General features: G+C 62.2%; 15 protein-coding genes. 11 read left to right on the forward strand and 4 right to left on the reverse strand.

Going from position 1 to position 18,886, the window contains the following annotated elements; translation table 11 throughout:
- Positions 1–47: 47 nt before the first annotated feature.
- The 3 genes from FRZ40_RS17730 to FRZ40_RS17740 all read right to left on the reverse strand — a co-directional run bounded on the left by FRZ40_RS17730 (position 48) and on the right by FRZ40_RS17740 (position 2,738).
- A complete protein-coding gene (locus FRZ40_RS17730) occupies positions 48–980 on the reverse strand; it encodes an electron transfer flavoprotein subunit alpha/FixB family protein (protein ID WP_147235003.1) in 933 nt (310 codons plus the stop codon).
- A 15-nt stretch (positions 981–995) separates the two neighbouring features.
- On the reverse strand, positions 996–1,745 hold the full coding sequence (locus FRZ40_RS17735; protein WP_028364922.1) for an electron transfer flavoprotein subunit beta/FixA family protein: 750 nt from the start codon (positions 1,743–1,745) through the stop codon (positions 996–998).
- Positions 1,746–1,814: 69 nt separating this feature from the next.
- A complete protein-coding gene (locus FRZ40_RS17740; protein ID WP_147235004.1) occupies positions 1,815–2,738 on the reverse strand; it encodes an SDR family oxidoreductase in 924 nt (307 codons plus the stop codon).
- A gap of 455 nt (positions 2,739–3,193) precedes the next feature.
- Here FRZ40_RS17740 and FRZ40_RS17745 point away from each other — a divergent pair, with 455 nt between their 5' ends.
- From FRZ40_RS17745 to FRZ40_RS17765, 5 genes are all read left to right on the forward strand, one after another.
- On the forward strand, positions 3,194–4,618 hold the full coding sequence (locus tag FRZ40_RS17745; RefSeq protein ID WP_147236725.1) for an aldehyde dehydrogenase family protein: 1,425 nt from the start codon (positions 3,194–3,196) through the stop codon (positions 4,616–4,618).
- Positions 4,619–4,769: 151 nt separating this feature from the next.
- Positions 4,770–7,601, forward strand: coding sequence for a winged helix-turn-helix domain-containing protein (locus FRZ40_RS17750; protein WP_147235005.1), 2,832 nt, complete (start codon positions 4,770–4,772; stop codon positions 7,599–7,601).
- A 178-nt stretch (positions 7,602–7,779) separates the two neighbouring features.
- Positions 7,780–9,456 (forward strand): GMC family oxidoreductase, encoded by a 1,677-nt coding sequence (locus tag FRZ40_RS17755; RefSeq protein ID WP_147235006.1) that lies wholly within the window; start codon positions 7,780–7,782, stop codon positions 9,454–9,456.
- 21 nt (positions 9,457–9,477) lie between these two features.
- Positions 9,478–9,996: a PaaI family thioesterase gene (locus FRZ40_RS17760; RefSeq protein WP_158647015.1), complete on the forward strand. Its 519-nt coding sequence runs from the start codon at positions 9,478–9,480 to the stop codon at positions 9,994–9,996.
- A gap of 42 nt (positions 9,997–10,038) precedes the next feature.
- On the forward strand, positions 10,039–11,973 hold the full coding sequence (locus FRZ40_RS17765; RefSeq protein WP_147235008.1) for an alkyl/aryl-sulfatase: 1,935 nt from the start codon (positions 10,039–10,041) through the stop codon (positions 11,971–11,973).
- A 305-nt stretch (positions 11,974–12,278) separates the two neighbouring features.
- On the opposite strand, the gene FRZ40_RS17770 is transcribed toward FRZ40_RS17765, so the two are convergent.
- Positions 12,279–13,430: a porin gene (locus FRZ40_RS17770; RefSeq protein WP_147235009.1), complete on the reverse strand. Its 1,152-nt coding sequence runs from the start codon at positions 13,428–13,430 to the stop codon at positions 12,279–12,281.
- A 479-nt stretch (positions 13,431–13,909) separates the two neighbouring features.
- On the opposite strand from FRZ40_RS17770, the gene FRZ40_RS45065 reads away from it, so the two are divergent.
- The 6 genes from FRZ40_RS45065 (at position 13,910) to FRZ40_RS17795 (ending at position 18,810) form a co-directional block, all read left to right on the forward strand.
- Complete coding sequence (locus FRZ40_RS45065; protein ID WP_240057218.1) at positions 13,910–14,164, forward strand: hypothetical protein; 255 nt, start codon at positions 13,910–13,912, stop codon at positions 14,162–14,164.
- The gene (locus FRZ40_RS17775) at positions 14,158–14,898 is read left to right on the forward strand and encodes a helix-turn-helix domain-containing protein (RefSeq protein ID WP_240057219.1); all 741 of its coding nucleotides are present in this window, start codon (positions 14,158–14,160) and stop codon (positions 14,896–14,898) included. The genes FRZ40_RS45065 and FRZ40_RS17775 overlap by 7 nt, the downstream gene beginning before the upstream one ends.
- Positions 14,811–16,307, forward strand: coding sequence for an undecaprenyl-phosphate glucose phosphotransferase (locus FRZ40_RS17780; protein WP_147235010.1), 1,497 nt, complete (start codon positions 14,811–14,813; stop codon positions 16,305–16,307). Before FRZ40_RS17775 ends, FRZ40_RS17780 begins: the two co-directional genes overlap by 88 nt.
- 366 nt (positions 16,308–16,673) lie before the next feature.
- A complete protein-coding gene (locus tag FRZ40_RS46155) occupies positions 16,674–16,916 on the forward strand; it encodes a hypothetical protein (protein ID WP_420873890.1) in 243 nt (80 codons plus the stop codon).
- Positions 16,917–16,964: 48 nt separating this feature from the next.
- Positions 16,965–17,918: an IS5 family transposase gene (locus tag FRZ40_RS17790; RefSeq protein ID WP_147232985.1), complete on the forward strand. Its 954-nt coding sequence runs from the start codon at positions 16,965–16,967 to the stop codon at positions 17,916–17,918.
- Positions 17,919–17,991: 73 nt separating this feature from the next.
- Entirely contained in the window at positions 17,992–18,810 is an 819-nt protein-coding gene (locus tag FRZ40_RS17795) for an acyltransferase family protein (RefSeq protein WP_147235011.1), read from the forward strand.
- Positions 18,811–18,886: the final 76 nt, after the last annotated feature.

Genomic DNA, 18,886 nt, shown 5'->3' on the forward strand with positions numbered 1-18,886 from the left:
CCGCCCAGACCGCCTGCGCATGAGTGCCGCAAAGGCTTCTGAGTCGCTCAGGTTGCCGACACCAGCTCGGGCACCGCCGTGAACAGATCGCCGACGAGGCCATAGTCGGCCACGCTGAAGATCGGCGCTTCTTCGTCCTTGTTGATCGCCACGATCACCTTCGAGTCCTTCATGCCGGCGAGATGCTGGATCGCACCCGAGATGCCCACTGCAATGTAAAGCTCCGGCGCGACGATCTTTCCGGTCTGGCCGACCTGGTAGTCGTTCGGCACGAAGCCGGCATCCACGGCCGCGCGCGAGGCGCCCAGTGCCGCGTTGAGCTTGTCGGCCAGCGGCTCCAGCACCTTGACGTAGTTCTCGCCGCTGCCAAGGCCGCGCCCCCCCGAAACGATGATTTTCGCGCTCGTGAGCTCCGGACGGTCAAGCTTCGTGACCTCACGACCCACAAACCGCGAGAGGCCGCTGTCTGCCGCCGCCTCGATCTTCTCGAGAACCGCGCCGCCACCGCCAGTTGAGACTGCATCGAATGCCGTAGTACGGACCGTGATCACCTTGATGGGATCGTGTGACTGAACCGTAGCGATCGCGCTGCCCGCATAAATCGGACGTTCGAATGTGTCCGGCGATTCGACTGCCGTGATGTCGCTGATCTGTGCGACGTCCAGCTTCGCGGCTATACGCGGTGCAACGTTCTTGCCCGCAGCCGTTGACGGCGCGAGGATGTGCGAGTAATTCATGGCAATACTGATGACCGTCGCTTCGACGTTCTCCGCGAGACCCGCTTCGAGTTGCGGCGCGTCGGCCAGCAGCACCTTCGCAACGCCTGCGATCTTCAGGGCTGCGTCGGCGACAGCCTGCGCGTTGTGTCCCGCGATCAGCACGTGCACGTCGCCGCCGACCTTCTGCGCGGCAGCTACGGTGTTCAGCGTTGCAGCCTTCAAGGTCAAGTTGTCGTGTTCGGCAATTACAAGAATCGTCATTTTTGTCTCGCTCCCTTACAGCACCTTGGCTTCGTTCTTCAGCTTCTCGACCAGCGCCCGCACGTCGGCCATTTTCACGCCTGCGCTACGCCTGGGCGGCTCCGCAACCTTGAGGGTCTTCAGACGCGGCGTGATATCGACACCGAGGTCTTCCGGTTTGATCGTCTCCAGCGGCTTCTTCTTCGCCTTCATGATGTTCGGCAGCGTGACATAGCGCGGCTCGTTCAAACGGAGGTCCGTCGTCACCACGGCAGGCAATTGCAGGGAAAGCGTTTCGGCGCCTCCGTCGACCTCACGCGCGACCGTGGCCTTGCCATCGGCGATCGCGAGCTTCGAAGCGAACGTCGCTTGCGGCAGACCCGCCAAGGCGGCAAGCATCTGGCCAGTCTGGTTCGAATCGTCGTCGATGGCCTGCTTGCCGAGAATGACAAGCTGCGGCAGCTCTCTGTCCACAAGCGCCTTCAGTATCTTCGCGACGCCCAGTGGCTCGACGCCGTCACTTGCCTCGACGAGGATCGCGCGGTCCGCGCCGATCGCCAGCGCCGTACGCAGCGTCTCCTGTGCCTGCGCGACACCCACGGACACCGCCACGACTTCCGTCGCCGCACCCGCTTCCTTCAGGCGCACCGCCTCTTCCACGGCGATTTCATCGAACGGGTTCATCGACATCTTCATGTTGGCGAGGTCGACACCCGTACCGTCCGATTTCACGCCGATCTTCACGTTGGCGTCGACCACGCGCTTCACTCCGACCAGAATCTTCAATTTCACTCTCCTTTGATCATCCATTGACAACCGGTTCGCCTGTCGGGACCTTTGCCCCGCTCCGTTCCGTCAGCTCGCGCGCACGCTACCTGCTGCTTCCATCGCCAGATGAACGAACCGGCGCGTCTCGCCGCGCGCTTCAGGATATGAGACTGCCTGTGCCCAGTCCTGCGTGCCCGAGAACTGCTGCGCGATCGCTTCGGGCGAGAGCACGTCGTCCCCGAAGTAGACGGGCTGCGTCTCTACCACTGTCGCCGTCGCGAACAGGCCGCCGCCCGCCGAAAGAATCATGCGGGACGGCGCTTCGTCGCTGCACAGGTACAACACACCGGGCGTCACGCGCTCCGGGCGAATCGCGTCGAGCGCTTCGGGCGGGAGCAGATCCTCGGTCATGCGCGTCGCGGCAAGTGGCGCGATTGCGTTGACCTTGATGTTGTTCTTCGCGCCCTCGACGTGCAGCACATTCATGAGGCCGATCATCCCCATCTTCGCCGAGCCGTAGTTCGCCTGGCCAAAATTCCCATAGAGTCCCGCCGCCGAAGTCGTCATCACGATACGGCCGTACTCCTGCTCGCGCATGACCGCCCACACTGCTTTCGAGCAATTGAATGCGCCCATCAGATGCACGTCGAGCACGGCCTTGAAGTCTGCCGCTTCCATCTTTGCGAAGCTCTTGTCGCGCAGGATGCCCGCGTTGTTCACGAGGATGTCCACGCGTCCGAACTCGGCCAGCGCCTCGCCGACCATCGCTTCCACGTGGGCGAAGTCCGCCACGTTCGCGCCGTTGACCACCGCCGTGCCCCCGGCCGCGCGGATTTCGTCGACCACCGCCTGGGCCGCCGATGCCCCCTCATCCGAGCCGTCGCGGCTACCGCCGAAATCGTTGACCACTACCTTCGCACCGCGCGCCGCCAATGCCAGCGCGTGCCGACGCCCAAGGCCTGCGCCCGCGCCGGTGACGATCGCCACCTTGCCTTCGAATCGAATGCTCATCTTCTCTATCTCCACCGTTTATCTGGGAATCCGCCAGTCATGCTTGCGGCCGTCGCGGCGGCAAGGGAAATGCCACGCGGCCGCCGATGCCAGACCGCCTGCGGCAACGGCCCGCCACGCAAGTAAGCCAGATTCGGCGGCCCAGCAGAGCCCCCCGCGGGGGGTGGCGGCACGCGTCCTCAGGGGGCGCCCGACACAGGCCTCCGGAGCGGTTTCATACGGGGCTCCCCCCCGGTTCAGGGTGGCGGCGGCACTGCTCGACGCGTTTACATTGTCATGCGGGCCCCGCCCCCGGGCGAAAGGACTGCGCCGTTCTTGCCGATCTGTCGATTGCCTGTGCGCGGATGCACCGCCTGGGCCGAGCCCGGCGCGCGAAGCGGACACTCGACGGGCCCGGCGGTCCCGTCGCGAGCCAGGCCGCCGCGCCACCATTTCCCTTCGACGAGGACATCGAGATGAAAACATTGGACCGCTTTTATATCGGCGGCGCGTGGGTCGCGCCTTCGGCGGCAGCAACCCGGATGGACCTGATCGACCCTGCTTCCGAGTGCGTGCAAGGCACACTCGCCATGGGCGCGGCCGAGGACGCGGACCGTGCGGTCGCCGCCGCGCGCGCCGCCTTCCCCGAGTGGGCGGCGAGCAGCCGCGAAACGCGCATTGCCCTGCTCGAACGCATCGCCGGACTCTACCAGGCTCGTCTTGAAGAGATTGCGCAAGCGGTGTGCGCCGAAATCGGCGCCCCCATCACACTGTGCCGGGCGCTTCAGGCGCCCGTCGGCCTCGCGCAGCTGAAGAGCACGCTCGACGCGCTCCGCGAGTTCGATTTCGAAACCGTGAACGGCAACAGCCGTATCCTGCGCGAGCCGGTCGGCGTCGCAGCGCTGATCACCCCCTGGAACTGGCCGCTGAACCAGATCATCGCCAAGGTCGCGCCCGCCCTCGCAGCCGGCTGCACAATCGTCCTCAAGCCTTCCGAAATCGCGCCGTTCGACGCGATGATCCTTGCCGGGATCGTGCACGAGGCCGGCACGCCGCCGGGCGTCTTCAACATGATCTTCGGCGAAGGCGGCGTAGTCGGCGCACGGCTTTCGGCGCATTCGCAAGTCGACATGGTGTCGATCACCGGCTCGACCCGCGCTGGGATCGATGTTGCGATCAATGCCGCGCCGACGGTTAAGCGCGTCGCGCAGGAACTCGGCGGAAAGTCGCCGCTCCTGATCCTCGACGACGCGGATTTCACGGCCACGGTAACGAGCGGCGTCGCGCAATGCATGGTGAACTCGGGCCAGACGTGCGTGGCGCCGACGCGCATGCTCGTGCCGCGCGAACGCCACGATGAAGCGGCCGCGATTGCCGCCGCTGTCGCCAACGCGATCCGCCCCGGCAATCCCGCGCACGCCGAAACGAAAATGGGCCCGATCGCGAACGCCAGGCAATACGAAACAGTCCAGCGGATGATACGCATCGGCATCGAGGAAGGCGCGCGCCTCGTCGCTGGCGGCCCGGGACGCCCCGACGGCATCGACCGCGGCTTCTATACGAAGCCCACGGTCTTCGCTGACGTGCATAACGACATGGCCATCGCGCGCACAGAGATTTTCGGGCCGGTACTGGCGATCATTGCCTGCGACAGCGAGGCCCACGCGATCGAGATCGCCAACGACACGCCCTACGGACTCGCCGCCTACGTCGCCTCGGCCGACGTCGCTCGCGCGCAGCGCGTCGCGTCGAAGCTGCGGGCCGGCTCCGTACGGATCAATGGCGCGACGATGGACTTCAACCTCCCGTTCGGCGGCTACAAGGCTTCGGGAAACGGCCGCGAATGCGGCGCTCAGGGGATCAGCGAATTTCTCGAGTACAAGTCGATCACCAGCCACTGACGACGGGCGGCAGCGAGTCCGGCGCGACGGCCCGCCGCGCGGGGCTGCGCCGAAATCACTGTGCTAGACTCGCCCGCGTCAGGATGTATTGCGTCGCGCACAGCGACATTCTCCACGCATGCCAGATACTCCAGATGCGACGGGAGCCGCTTTGACGGGATTCCCGGCAGAAGGCGGCGTGCTCAAATCCGCGATCGACACCAAGCTGTTGCCGCCTCCCGCCGGCCGTGGTCTCGTGCCGCGCGACGCGCTCCTCACTCGCCTGACCGAAGCGCGCCGCCTGCGTTGTTTCGTGATTCAAGGGCCGGCCGGTTATGGCAAGACCACTACGCTTGCTGGCTGGTGCCGGGCGCTCATCCCGCTCGGATACGATACCGCGTGGCTGTCGCTCGACCCTGAAGACGACCACGTGGCCGCGTGGCTCGGCTATGTGACGAAGAGCATCGCGACGATTGCGCCGGGCCTGACCCGCGAGGCCGAGGAGCTGGGCGAAGCCGGGGCGGACGAGGACGCCGTGGAGCGGCAGGTCGTGGCGCTGGTACGCGGTATTGCGCGGCACCGGCGCGAGATCATCCTCGTGCTCGACGATCTTCACAACCTCAAGGACCCCGCCGTTCATGGCGCGCTGCAGTGGCTGATCGAGTACGCGCCCGACAATCTCCACATTGCTCTGGCCTCCCGATCGCCGCCGCCTGTTTCGCTGGAGCGGCTGCGCGCCGAATCGGCGATCGTGGAATGCGGCCCAACCGATCTGCGCTTTTCGCTACAGGAATCGAAACAGTTTCTCGCTTCGCAGCTCGGCTCGATCGACGACACGGGCGCCCGGCGCCTCCATGCGCTGACCGACGGCTGGGCCGCCGGGCTCCAGCTGTTCTCCGCCGCCTGGAAACGGCGTCGCCGCGGCGCGCCGAAGCCCGGTGCGGCCAGCGCCTTCTTCCACAAACAGCTGCGCGACTCGAGGGCGTTCGCGAGGTATTTCGACGAGGAAGTATTGTGCCGCCTCGCACCCGACGAACTCGATTTGCTGATTCGCGTGTCGGCCCGTGACCGGTTTTGCGCTTCGCTGTGCGCCGCGCTGATCGATCATTCGGATACCCAGGCGACGATGAACGCGACGGTGGGTGAACTGCTGGCCCGCCTCGAAAGCGACAATCTGTTCGTTTCCACCGTCAATCGCGATGAGCGGGAGATCTGGTATGGACTTCACCCGCTGTTGAGAGATTCGCTCACCGAACGGTTGGCCGCATGGGACGAAGCCGCGCGGCACAATGTCCACGCCGCCGCATCACGCTGGTTCGAGGCGCATGGCCACCTGGACGAAGCGATCCGCCATGCGTTGAAAGCGGGCGAGGCGACACGCGCTGCCGTCATGCTCGAAAACTGCGCGCAGTTGCTGTTCGTGCAAGGAGATCGCGCCATGCTGATGCGCCTCTTGCGCGAACTGCCTGCAAAGGAGGTCGAATCGAGCATCGAATTGCGCATATGGACGGCTCGCGTGCAGATCTACCGCCGGGAATTCGACGCGAGCGCCCGCACGCTGGACGCCCTCGACGCCGAACTGCCCGGCAACGACGTACGCCACCGCTTCGTCATCGCGGCGGTGCGCGCACTGCTCGGCGTGCAACGCGACGATGCGACGGCCGTGCAGGCGGTCGAGCCGCAACTGGCAGCCCCGCCCGCGGACGCCGACAAGCTGATCACGGCCGGCTGCCGCCACGTGCTGACCTGGCTGTACATGCGCCGCGGCGAATACCAGCGTGCGCGCGATGTCCAGCTCGACGCCGCCATCACGACGGTCGACGGCACACGCCTCGTCGGTTCAATCGTGGGCTCGCTGTACGGGCAGTGCCTCGCCGGACTGAGCCACGCGCTCGAAGGCAACATGGGCCGGGCCGAACAGGTCTACCGTTCGGTTCTGCGCGCCGCCGACCTCGGCGGCAAGGCCTGCTACGAGACAGCGAACTTCGCGACGGCTTTGCTCAGCGAAGTGCTCGTCGAGCGCCTGGAAGACCGCACCGCGCTCGCGATACTCGAAAACCGCGTGGACACGCTCGAACAGGCCTCGTTGCCGGACTGCTTCCTGCGCGCCATGCTCTCCCTCGCCTCGGCGCACGCCGGCATGGGCAACCCCCTGGAGGCCGAGGCGCATCTCGAACGGCTCGAAGAATATGCGCTCCATCTCGGGCTCGACCGGCTGCTCGCCCACAGTCTCGCGGCCCAGGTCGCGCAGCACGTCGCGCGCGGCGCGCTGGATGCCGCCAGCCTCTGCCTCGATCGCCTCGACGTGCTCGACGCGCGCCATCCCCACGAGGCGTCGTCCGCTTACAGCGAAATTCGCATCGCCGCGCGCAGTGCGCGCGTGCGGTGGCAGCTCGCGACGGATGACACCGAGCGGGCCTTGCACGCTATCGCACCGCTGCTCGCGTACTGCGCGGCGCACGGCCGGCAACGCGAGCAGGTGGGCCTGCTCATGCAGCGCGCGGCCGTGCTGATGCGCCACGGGCGCGCCAGTGCGTGTTTCGCCGATGTCGCCGACGCACTGCGGCGCGCCCACCGGCTAGGCCTCGCGCGAACTCTGCTCGAAGCTGCGCCTGAATCCTTAGCCCTCGTGAGCCAGGTGTTGCACAACGGCGCACTGGACCCCGTCCTCGCGTTCTACACCGAAAGGCTGCAGTCCCGGGCCGCGCTGGCGTCTGCGCGCACGCAGCCTGCCGGCGATCAGCGGCCGGACGCGAGTGAACCGCCGCGTGCCATTCCGACGTTGAGCCAGCGCGAAACGGACGTGGTGCGCCTGCTCGCGGAGGCATTCACGGCCAAGAAGATCGCGCGCACGCTGGGCCTCTCGCCCGAGACGGTCAAGTGGCACCTCACGAATATCTACAGCAAGCTCGGCGTCTCGGGCCGGGACGAAGCACTAGACCGTATTCGCGACATTCATTGGGGATCAGGTCCGGGCATCGTTCGCCCTCCGTCCGGAGACTGACGCCGCCTGCGCCCGTTCACCGGGCAAACCCGTTGTCAGGGTATTCCCCGCCCCGATTTTAAGGGGGGGTCAGCGCGCGAGCGCGAGTGTTCTACTTGTTCGAAGCCCGGCCAGCCTTGACGGTGCTGGCCCATTCAACCTGCAGCGCGGCGACGTGCTGCCCGTTCCCGAACGACACATGGACACTCGTTACGACTACATCGTGATAGGCGGCGGCTCGGCAGGCTGTGCGGTCGCGTCCCGCCTCGCACAAGGAGGGCGCGGCAGGATCGCCCTGATCGAAGCCGGTCCGCACGACCACAACCCGAAGGTCACCACTCCGCTTGGCGTCGCGACGACCGCGAGAAAGCCGAACGCGTACAACTACGGGTACCGCACGCCGCCTCAGGCGCACATGAGCGACAGGAAGGTGCGAATTCCCCGTGGCCGGGGGTTGGGTGGCAGTTCGTCGATCAATGCAATGATCTATATCCGCGGCAATGCCTCGGACTACGACGGATGGGCGGCACAAGGATGCAACGGCTGGAGCTGGCGCGACGTGCTGCCGTACTTCAAGCGCGCCGAAGGCAACGAGCGCCTCGCCGGCCACGAAGAAGACACGCTGCACGGCGGCAAGGGACCGCTTTCGGTCGTGGATCTGCGCACGACCAGCCCGTTTTCGCGCTATTTCATCGAGGCAGCGCAAGCCGCGGGGCACCCATATAACTCCGACTTCAACGGGCCGACTCAAAACGGCGCCGGCTACTATCAGGTCACGCAGCGCAACGGCGAACGCTGGAACGCCGCGCGCGCCTATCTTCACGGCGGCGAGCCCGTCGAGGGAAACAGCCGGTGGCCGAATCTCGACGTTTTGACCGACACGCAGGTCGTGCGCATCACGTTCGAGGACGGCCACGCCACGGGCGTGGTGGTGCGCCGCGACGGCGAGGAAACGCAGATGCAAGCCGACCGCGAAATCATCCTCGCTGCCGGCTCGATCGGCACTGCGCAGATCCTGATGGTGTCGGGTGTGGGGCCGGCCGATCATCTGCGGGAGCACGGAATTCCTGTCGTGCACGACGCCCCCGGCGTCGGCCAGAACCTTCAGGAGCATCCCGACGTGCTGCTGGCTCACCACGGGGTCTCCAGCCGGGACCTGCTGGGTCTTTCCCTCCGGGGCGGCTTGCGCATGCTGCTAGAACTGAGGCGCTACCGGCGCCTGCGCACCGGCATGCTGACGAGCAACGTCGCCGAGGCCGGCTGCTTTTTCAAAAGCAGCCCCGATCTGTCGGAGCCGGATCTGCAGGTCCATTTCCTTATCGCTGCCGTCACGTCTCCGATGCGTTACGGTCACGGCTACTCCGCACACGTGTGCCTGCTGCGGCCGCATAGCCGCGGGCAAGTCCGGCTCGCGAGCGCCGACACGCGCGACGCCCCCCTGATCGACCTGAACATGCTCACGGACGAGCGCGACATGGACGCGCTCACGCGGGGCGTTCGCGGGCTCAAGCGCATCCTCGACCAGCCTGCGTTGCGACGCTTCGGCGGGCGTCCCGTGGACGCATTGCTGGAAGCCGAAATGACCAGCGATGAAGCGATTCGCCAGTTGATCCGCGATCGCGCCGAAACCGCCTTCCATCCTGTTGGCACCTGCCGGATGGGCAGCGACGCGCGGTCGGTCGTCGACCCGCAATTGCGCGTGCGCGGGGTGACGGGACTGCGCGTGGTCGACGCATCGGTGATGCCGACTCTCGTTAGCGGCAACACCAACGCACCCTCGATCATGATCGCGGAAAAAGCCGCGGATCTCATACTCGGCCGGCCAACGCCAAGCGACATCGCACCCGGCACGCCGATCGCAGATACGGTTGCGTAAGACTCTCTGGTCATGCGAGCGATGTCTACTCCCGCCCTTTCCCCCTCTGCGGCCTTAAACTGCGACGAGACAGAGTTCGAACCACTGGTGACCGGCCCGGGCTTCGTGCAGACCTGCGGCGGCTTCCTCCTGCATCGTCACCTCCCCGTGCTGGGCGTTCGGGTCCTGCCCGCGCACCTCAACGCGATCGGCATTGCGCACGGCGGCTTTCTCGCCACGTTCGCCGACACCGCGTTCGGCGCTGTCCTCCGACGCGATTGCGGCTATACCGCATCACCCACGGTGAACCTGAGCACCAACTACCTCGCCCCGGTTTATGCCGGCGAATGGGCGCAAGCGCACGTGGAAATCGTCAAGGCCGGCCGCAGCCTCGCTCATGCAACCTGCACCGTTACCGCGGGCGGGCGCGCCGTGCTGCAAGCAAGCGGTGTCTTCTATCTGCGCAGCCGGCCCCGCGCGCCGTCGCCCCTCGCGTGCGCAACCCGCCATGCTGAGCCGGCTCAGGCAACCCGCTCAAATGAGACTCTCGGAAGAGCCTGAACATACTCCTCCCCGATGGTTCGGAAAACGGAACAACACACCATGTCTGAATATCTTCAAACCTTCTCCATCGACACACCGGCATCACAGCGCCACGCAACGGGGGCAACCATCGATGCGCACAGGCAAGCGTTGCGCAGCCTGCCAGCGCAAGATCTCATCGACGAAGCCGAAGCCGTGCGCGGCTTTATCGGGTCGATCAAGGATGCCGAAATACGCGATGCCTACGACCGGATCGTCTGGAGCATGGCCCCCTATGACTTCCTCGATGCGGAGGACGCCCCCGCCACCGCCCACCCCGCGCTATGGCGTCAGGCGCGCCTGAACCGGCATCACGGCCTTTTCGAAGTCACCGGGCGCATCTATCAGGTGCGAGGCTTCGATCTGTCGAACATGACGATCGTCGAAGGCGACACGGGCCTCATCATTATCGACCCGCTGACATGCAAGGAAACGGCCAAGGCTGCACTGGAACTCTATCTCGCGCACCGTCCCGCGAAGCCCGTGCTCACGGTTATTTACAGTCACAGTCACGCGGACCACTTCGGCGGTGTCAAGGGCGTCATCGACGAAGCGGACGTGCGCGCCGGCAAGGTAAGCGTCATCGCGCCGGCCGGATTCATGGAAGAGGCCGTCTCGGAGCAGGTGCTGGCTGGCACCGCCATGGCGCGGCGCGCGCAATTTCAGTTCGGCCACACGCTCGCCATCAATGCCTGCTGCCAGATCGATTCGGGGCTCGGCAAGAACGGAGTCAAAGGCACGATCACGCTCATCGAGCCCACCCAACTGATCAGCGAAGAAAGCGAGACGCATGTCATCGACGGCGTGGAAATCGTGTTTCAGCTGACGCCCGAAACGGAGGCGCCCGCGGAGATGCACTTCTTCTTCCCGCAGTTCCGTGCGCTGAACCTCGCGGAAAACGGCACGCGCACGCTGCACAACCTGTGCCCGCTCCGCGGAGCGCAGGTTCGCAACGCCAAAAAGTGGTCGTATTACCTCAATCAGGCTCTCGAACGCTACGCGCCGTACGCCGACGTCGTGTTCGCGCAGCACCACTGGCCCACCTGGGGCAATGCACGCCTCAGCGCGTTCATGACGCAGCAGCGCGATTTGTACAAATATCTCCACGACCAGACCTTGCGTCTTGCGAATCACGGCTTCACCGCGTCCGAGATCGCGGAGACGCTGCGCCTGCCCGACAGCCTCGCCGCGCAGTGGCACACCCACGGCTACTATGGGACGGTGTCGCATAACGCGAAGGCGATCTATCAGCATTACCTGAGCTGGTACGACGGCAATCCCAGCAATCTGAACGCCTTGCCGCCGGAGCCCGCTGCGCAAAAGTACGTCGAGTACATGGGCGGCGCCGACGCAATGCTGGAGCGTGCACGTCGTGATTTCGAACGCGGCGAGTATCGCTGGGTGGCGCAGGTGATGAATCATCTGGTGTTCGCGCAACCGGGCTTGCGCGAAGCACGCGAACTCGGCGCTGCAGCGCTGGAACAGTTGGGGTTCCAGGCGGAATCGGCAACGTGGCGCAATGCTTTCTTGCTGGGCGCCCGCGAACTGCGCGAAGGATATACCGTCGGCGCGGGGTATGGAAAGCGCAGCGCCGACATGGTCCGCGGCATGACCGACGAACTGTTCTTCGACTATCTGGCGATTCGTCTCGACGGTCTGAAGGTGCAGTTGCTGAACGCCCGCATTGCATGGCATTTTGCCGACACGGACCGGCGCTATACGCTGCATCTGAGCAACGGCGCGCTGACCGTCTCTCCTGGTTCGCCCACGCGTGGACATGAGGTCGCGGTAACGCTCTCGCGACAAACGCTCGACCAGATCCTGCTCGGCGAAACGAGTTTCCGTGAAGCCATGGAGAAGCGGACGATAAAGCTCGATGGCAATTCGAGTATTTTTCTCGCGCTGCTCGCCGCGCTCGACACCTTCGATGGGCGGTTTAACGTTGTAGAACCGTGACATTGGAGCCGCGCCCCCAAACGAAAGCCGGATTCGAAGAGGCTCTTGATGGCGGCATCCAGAATCCAGTTCACAGGGATGCGGGTGATCCTTATCGCCATCGCACCCAACGCATCGCGCTGACCGCGTCCGGGCGGGAGCCGGCCTTGGGTCTCCGCCCCCGCGGCCGCCCGCTTCGCCGCCGGCTTATCGGCCTTGTTTGCAAGCTTCGACGCGACGACGGCGAGCCCTGACTACTCCCGCCTGTCCGTCATCATCCTCCGTGGCAAACCCGCACCGCCTGCGCCTTGCTGCTTCCCGGCGCCTCAAAACTTGTGGCGAATTGCGGCGCGGAACGCGAGCTGGTTCGACGTCGACGACGGCGCCTGCGTGCCGAGAATGAACGCGTTGTCCATGATCGAGTTCGTCTTGTCACCTGCCACCTTCTGATACATGCCCTGCACGTAGACGTCGGTGCGCTTCGAGATGTTGTAGTCCGCCATCAGACCGACGGAATGCACTTTCGGCTTCACGCCGCCTGTCGATGCGTCGTAGTTCTCGAGCGTGTACACGTATTCGCCGCCGACATAGAACGCGGGCGTGAACTGGTATTTCGCGTTCACTTCGAAGTTCTGGAAACGCAGGCGGTTCAGCGTCGAGCCATTTGCGACGATGGCACCCGGATTGCCGAGGTAGCCGTTACCCGTCGGATTGTGATAGTCCGAGTTCGTATACACGAAGCCGGCCGTTGCCGAGCCGAACGTGTAGTTGATGCCCGCGCCGAACACGCGCATGCGCTGTGCGAAAAAGCTGGCGTCGTTGGTCGCGATCGCGCCCGCAGCCGTCGCGCCCGTGTTGTTCGCCTGCAGGTAGGCCGCTGCGAGCAGCAGGCCGCCCGTCGCGTACTGCGCGCCGAAGCTGTACTGGCGATTGTTGGCGAAGTTCGTGTCGTTGCTGAAGCTATACGTGCCGCCGAACTGGAAGCCTGCGATATCCGGGCTCGCGTACTTGACCGTGTTGTTGACGCGGAACGAGTTGTCCGTATTGTCGTTATCGAACGGGTGCGAGAACAGATAGCCCGACCAGTTGCCGTTCGACGTGGTCTGCGCGAGGTAGTCGACGACGGAATCGTATTGACGGCCCAACGTGACGGTACCGAAGCGGTCGTTCGACACGCCGACGTAGGCCTGGCGGCCGAACATGCGGCCGCCCTGCCCCGCACGGCCGCTATTCAGGTCGAAGCCGCTTTCGAGCGTGAAGATCGCCTTGTTGCCGCCGCCCAGATCTTCCGCGCCCTTCAAGCCCCAACGGCTGCCTTGTGCATAACCGCTTTGCAGTTCGACGACACTGTGGCCGCCGACGCTATTCGTGTAGTTGACGCCTTCGTCTATCACGCCATACAGCGTGACGCTGCTTTGTGCGAACACGGGAGCGGCAAACGCGGCCGAAGCGGCCAGCGCGATGACCTGTTTCTTCATTGGATGATCTCCGATCTTGGTAGAGGTGTTGATTCGCGTGTCGAATGAATTTGATTTTTAATTCGGCATGCTTACTATCTGTTCAGATTCTTGACGCTTTTGTTTGCGTGCAGTTCCGGCTCAGTTCCGATTCCGGGTGCATGCAACGGACGAGATGCTGCCCGAGCGTCATCGCCCAGTCCAGTTCAAGCAGAAAGAGTCGCAGGAATCGTTGTGAAATGCCCACGAATGGTGCATCAATTCGTGGGATTGAATGCGCCTGACAGATCAATTCGAAGAAATGTCACCGTGTTGTCGATGCAGAGAAGTCCACGTGACGAATCGGAATTATCCGATTGGTCGTGTTGAAACGTCTTCGTATCCTCTGCGCCTCTATGCGGTGCGTGCTTAAAAATAACTACAGAGCTTCGAGCGGGATCGCCCGTCGCCAATGCTCCACTGCGCGCACCAGGTACGCCGATATCGGCAGGGAGGCATTGATGACAACGACTCATCGCACGATTTCTCGCGATACGCGCAGCGCTATTCCAGCTCACGATGCGCACGGTGCGCACTTCATCGGAATCGCCGTGTTCGACGGGTTCTCGATGCTGCCTGTGGCCGAAGTCGTCGACGTATTCGACAAGGCGAATCAGGTACTGGCCGCAGGGCCTGGCGGACTGCCTTGCTATCGGACAGCATTCGTCTCCGCTCATGGGGGCGCGTATCGAGTTCCGCCGGGATCGATGTGCTGACGCAGGCGGTTGGGCAGTTTTCTTCTATCAGGGCGCTCTTTGTTGCGAGCGGAGAACGACTTGCTAACTTCGAAACGGATGGGCGATTCCGGGAATGGTTTCGCGAGACGACACGTCACACCGATGATGTTTTCGCGATCGGGAATGGTGATGCGCTTCTGTCGGCGATTGGCAAGCCGGGCAGGCGTTTCGATATTCAAAGACAGACGGGTGTGTCTGGTGGATTGTCGGTCGCCGGGTCTTTCAGCAGTGCTAACGCGCGGTCAGCCGTGAGACAAGCGCTCGAGTTGGTGCGGCAGGATTTTGGTGTGGCTGTGTTGCGCGGCGTGCTCGAGTTGATTCCTGATACGGGATTGCCTGAATTTGCGGCCATTGCCGGACAACACGCGATGTCGATCAAGGACAAGATTCACGAGAGCGCACAGTGGATCGCGCGCAATTGCCATAAGGCCATTTCCGTTACGGTTGCCGCGCAGACAGCGGGGATGAGCGAGCGTTCGTACTTGAGACACTTTCGCGCTGAAATGGGTATCAAGCCTTCTGAACACCTGCGACGCTCGCGCGTGAAACTGGCCGCCGCAATGCTTGAATCGAGCGATTTGCCTGTCGATAAGATCGCCCGGCGGTGCGGACTCACGAGCGGGGAATGTCTGGCGAGGCTGTTTCGGCAGGTTTGGGGGATAGCGCCGACGGAGTATCGGGGGCGAGTGCGCTCTATCTCGACCAACGCATAGAGAAGCGCGCAATTCGAACGTCATCGGCCTACTTAAACGATGCTGACACCTATTCCAAAGCCGCGGACTTTCTGTGTATTTCGGGGGCCGCCTATATTTCGCAATGCATCGTCTTTCACAACGGCAATGCGTTTTCGCATATCGACGGTCTGCTTGGACTTCTTGGACTTGCGCTGCCGTTCATCACGTTTCGGATCACGAGGGTATATCAGCCGTTTCGCTACGAATCCGCAATTAACAACGCGATTCGTGTGCTGGTCGCATGGCTCATTGCCCAACTGGTTCTAGCCGCGATATCGCATGCCTATCCCGGCAGCAGCCTGCGTAGCCACTGGCTGCTTTGGTGGACGGTTATTGCCGCATGCGCGCTCATCGCCGGAAGAAGCGTCATTCACGTGTTGCCGTCACTGAATCGTTCGTGGCCTTTTGCACCGACACGGGTCGCTATCGTGGCGCCGTCTTCTGCAAACGATGGCTTGCTCGCATGGATCGCGCCGCAGGTTAGAAACGCGTTCATTCCCGAGGTCATTTACGATCCCTCTCTCCCCCTTGATACTACCATCGGCGTTATTCCGGCGGTGAGAACGCTGGAACGGCTGAAAGACATCGTGCGAGCGGAAAATCTCAGAGAGATCTGGATTGTCAACTCACTGTTCGAGCCCATTTCCGTCGAACATCTTTTCGAATCGTTTTGCGACGATTTCGTCAACATACGTGTGTTGCCGATACTGGAGCGATCTGCATCTACCGCGTCCTCTGTTGAGGACTTTCGTGGCATACCAATACTGAACGTCATGGCCACACCGGATCGCAATTGGGAAACCGTGCCGAAAGAAATCTTTGACCGCGTGTTCGCATTCGCTGTTTTGGTCGCAATTTCTCCAATACTTCTGGCGATTGCACTTGCAGTCAAATTGTCGTCACCGGGTTCCATCTTCTTCCGGCAGCACCGCAAAGGCATGAACGGCGATGTCTTCTCAATATATAAATTTCGCACGATGTACCAGGGCGCGGACAAGCCTGGAACCGTTGTACAAGCGCGAAAGGGAGACGCTCGTGTTACCAGAGTTGGCCGATTTTTGCGCAGCACCAGTCTTGATGAGTTGCCGCAATTTCTCAACGTTCTCAAAGGTGAAATGTCCGTTGTTGGGCCGCGTCCGCATGCGGTGGAGCATGACGAGTACTACAAGAATGTCGTGCAGCACTATATGTTCCGGTATCGGATCAAGCCTGGAATTACAGGCTGGGCGCAGGTTAATGGATATCGCGGGGAGACAGCAGAAATCGAAAAGATGGAAGCGCGGGTCAAGTCCGACCTGTATTACATTCAGCATTGGTCTTTCTGGATGGATATGAAGATCATTTTCCTCACCCTCGCGAAGGGGTTTATTGGTCGAAGTGCCTACTAGCGCAACCTCGCGTTCGATGATCGCAGACAAACTGCGATACGGTTCGCGCCTTACCACAACACCGATAACGTGTTTCGTCAGTGACCGCCTATGGCCTTTACGGCAAACATCAAGGACAGTTGACGCGAATTGACTTGGTGGATTTTCTTTAACAATGGCACGCGGGGCGGCCCCATACGAGCAACAGGATCAAAATGTAACTATGAGTAATACGGATCGTCTTGAGCAACTCGACGCCTTGCGCGGCATAGCCGCACTAACGGTCGTAGCATCACATTTCATGAATCTTCAACCCCTAAGTTGGTTACGACACACGCCGGTGCGTCTGTTGGCAGGTGGACACGAGGCCGTAATACTTTTTTTGTTTTGAGTGGGTTTGCACTCACCCTTCAGCTGACCTCCGTAAATTCACCGACGTTGCTTCAATACCTAGTTCGACGCGTGTTTCGGATTTACCTCCCCTACATAGTCACCGTGTGTCTCGCCTCCGTTTGCTACCGCGAGTTCAACGCCGAGCCAGTGCCGTGGGCGGGTGATTGGTTCAACACCTCTTGGAACGGAACTCTAACGAACAAAGCTATGGAATCTCTGCAAAAGTCCTGGCATTGACGTGGGCTTGGACTATCCTGGGATCAGGAGAATTCATGGAGTGGCGTGATGACACAACTTGGTCTTGGTCTGGATCTGTCGACGAAGCGCACTCGCAAGCGCGAGTTTCTCGATGAGATGACGCGCGTGGTGCCGTGGCAGAAGCTGATTGCGCTCATCGAACCGCACTATCCGAAAGGCAAGACCGGCCGCCCACCGTTCCCAGTCGCAACGATGTTGCGCATTCACTTCATGCAGCAATGGTTCAGCCTCTCGGACCCGGCGATGGAGGAGGCGCTGCACGACATCCCGCTGTACCGGGAGTTCGCGCTGCTGGGCACGGGTATGACGCGGCTGCCTGACGAGAGCACGATCCTGCGATTCCGGCACCTGCTTGAGGCCCATGAGCTGTCGGCCAGAATGCTGGCGACGGTCAACGAGATCCTGCAGGCGAAGGGCCTGATGCTCAAGGTGGGCTCGGCGGTCGACGCAACGCTGATTTCGGCACCCAGTTCGACGAAGAAGGCTGGCACGCGAGACCCCGAGATGAGCCAGACGCAAAAGGGCGGCAGCTGGTACTTCGGTATGAAGGCGCACATCGGAGTCGATGTGGAGTCGGGGCTCGTGCATACCGTCAAGTGCACGCCGGCAAATGTTCACGACATCACGGTGGCGCATGAACTGTTGCACGGCGACGAGCAGGTTGCGTTTGCCGATGCGGGCTACGTGGGCATCGAGAAGCGAGGCGAAACGGGTGCCGTCCAGTGGCACGTGGCGATGAGGCCGAGCAAGCGAAGAAAGCTGGACAAAAGCAAGCGGCTGGACAGAATCTACGAGAAAGTCGAGCGGCTCAAGGCGGGCGTGCGGGCGAAGGTTGAGCACCCGTTTCGGGTGCTCAAATGTCAGTTCGGCTATCTGAAGGCGCGGTATCGGGGACTGGCGAAAAACACGGCGCAGATCGAAACGCAGTTCGCGCTGATCAATCTCTGGCTGGCTCGCGGGGTGCTCGGTAAAGCGAAATGAAGGGTGAAGACGCCCCCCAAAGGCGCAGCGTCCATGCGCAAGATGCGACCGGCATCGGTTCAACACAGCGTGAATGAGGACGCGAATTCCACTCCGCGCGTGCCAGTTAGAGATCCCAGGCAGAAAACGGGTTGTTCAGACCTTCCCTATCTTGGGTCATACTCTTTTACTTTTTCCTTTCGACGTAGTCCAACTCGACCCTGTGATCTGGTCGCTTGTTTATGAAATGCGGATCTCCTTAATCTTCCCGATTGTCATTTTCTTGCTGCATCAACTTCCGGGGTTCCTATTCCTGTCCCTCGTTACCGCGGCCTCGTTGTTCACTGCCGCATATGAAATGCATTGCGGCACGAATATGATTGGACCAAGTCTGCTCGCCGAGTGGGCACCTACCGCATATTATGTTTTGATGTTCGCATTAGGCGGTGTAGTTGCGATGCAACGTCAGCGAATTGCTACAGCTATCCGCTCTACCAGTTTCTCGTGGCTGCTTCTTCTCGTTTCAATCTTTGTGTACTGGTTCGCACGTCCCCTTGCGATATATAGTCTCGGCAGACTGGGTGACGTATCAGCCGATTGGTTGATCATGCTTGCCTCTGCAGGGATCCTCATCTGCGCGATATCGAACTGCCGGTTCTCGAACGCACTGAAGGCGCGCACGCTGCTTTTCCTTGGCAGGATTTCTTACAGTCTGTACCTGATTCATCTCGTGATCCTGTTTACCTGCGTGCACGGTCTGAGTGTGCACGGGCCGAAGGTGATCCTGCTCGCCGCCGTTCTGACCGTACCAATCAGCTATCTGATGTATCAACTCGTTGAAAGGCCTTCAATCCGCGGTGGGACGTTGCTCGCAAGGACGCTAGTATTCGGCCGAAAAACCTCCGAGTTGTAAGGATCCCGGCTCCCTGGTCAGATTGTCGCCGCATTACTCACCCCGAGACTCGTGATCATCAGGGCGATCCCGTCGC

Origin of the sequence: Paraburkholderia azotifigens (assembly GCF_007995085.1) — a bacterium.
Classification (GTDB): Bacteria; Pseudomonadota; Gammaproteobacteria; order Burkholderiales; family Burkholderiaceae; genus Paraburkholderia; species Paraburkholderia azotifigens.